Here is a 1,081-nt window from a genome sequence, read left to right on the forward strand (position 1 = left end):
GGTGGGGGCAGGGCCTCCAGGTGACGCCTCAGCCAGTGGCTGAGGTTGCGCATGGGCTCCTCGCAGCCATTCTTGGGAAGGGCGGAGGGCATCGCGGCGAGGATGGGCTCGGAGAGCTTGAGGGCTTCTTCGATGGGCGCGCGGTTGTCGGCCTCGCACCAGCGCCGCCACGAGGCGTCCTGCTTCTTCTCGTTGTGCGCCAGGTGCTTGTTCACCGAGCGCAACAGCCAGCGCAGTCCGCTCTCCAGGAAGATGTCGCGCTTGGCCTCCGGGCCGAACGCGGCGCGGCTGGTGGTGAGCACCAGGAGGAGCGAGCGGAAGAGGCCCGGCATCGCGAGCAGGCCCTGCTCCTGGAAGGCGCCGAAGAGGTAGGCGCCGACGAGTCGCGTGTCGCGCTGACCCTCGCGCAGCAGGGCCTCCGCGCTGCGGGCCGCGTTGGCGTAGTCGCCGCTGGCGACGGCCTCCGTGACGGCCTCCACGCGGGGGTCGGGCTCTTCGCCCGGTGCCAGGCGGGGAGGCTCGCCCTCCAGGGGCTGCTCCAGGAAGGTGCCGTCGAAGGGCGGCAGGCTTTGGGCCAGGTCAGCCATCGATGACCTTCACCTGTCCGGGGGAGACGACCTGGATGACGCCGCCGTACGAGCACATCAGCTTGGAGTTGCTCTCCAGCGCGGGCGCGTTGCCGAGCATCAGCTTGGGACAGCCGGGCACCCAGGGCGCCGCGGTGGCGGGGATGCAGGGCATGGGCGTGAGGACGCCGAGCGCGGCCGCCGTCGCCGCCGCCACCGTGGGGTTGGCCAGCGACTGGCACATCCCGAAGGGAGGGATGTTCACCAGGGGCTTGTTGTCGAGGACGTTCGCCGCGGGCGTCGGGCTGACCACCTTGTTGGTGGGCAGCACCACCAGCGACGAGGGGGCGAGGCCGAAACTGCACTGCAGCATCGCTCCCATGACGACCTGGGCTCCCATGCGAGCACCTCGTGGGCGTCGTGGGTTCCGGGATGGAACGTCAGACGCTGAGCCACGCCATTGCGTGGCGCGTGCCAGCGTTCAGATCCGGCCGTTTCCCTCTGGGGCCTCGAAG

At 70.5% G+C, this 1,081-nt stretch carries 2 protein-coding genes; both read right to left on the reverse strand.

Going from position 1 to position 1,081, the window contains the following annotated elements; genetic code table 11:
- The coding region (locus HR086_RS47070) for a type VI secretion system protein IglI family protein (protein WP_305794129.1) at positions 1 to 587 on the reverse strand (587 nt) is incomplete at its 3' end.
- On the reverse strand, positions 580 to 966 hold the full coding sequence (locus HR086_RS47075; RefSeq protein WP_141646313.1) for a DUF4280 domain-containing protein: 387 nt from the start codon (positions 964 to 966) through the stop codon (positions 580 to 582). The genes HR086_RS47070 and HR086_RS47075, both read right to left, overlap by 8 nt.
- Positions 967 to 1,081 lie beyond the last annotated feature (115 nt).

Source organism: Myxococcus sp. CA039A (assembly GCF_013336645.1).
GTDB lineage: Bacteria > Myxococcota > Myxococcia > Myxococcales > Myxococcaceae > Myxococcus > Myxococcus llanfairpwllgwyngyllgogerychwyrndrobwllllantysiliogogogochensis.

Coding starts and splice junctions, on each gene's coding strand:
- HR086_RS47075 (WP_141646313.1), bottom strand. CDS start 966: ATGGGAGCCCAGGTCGTCATGGGAGCGATGCTGCAGTGCAGTTTCGGC.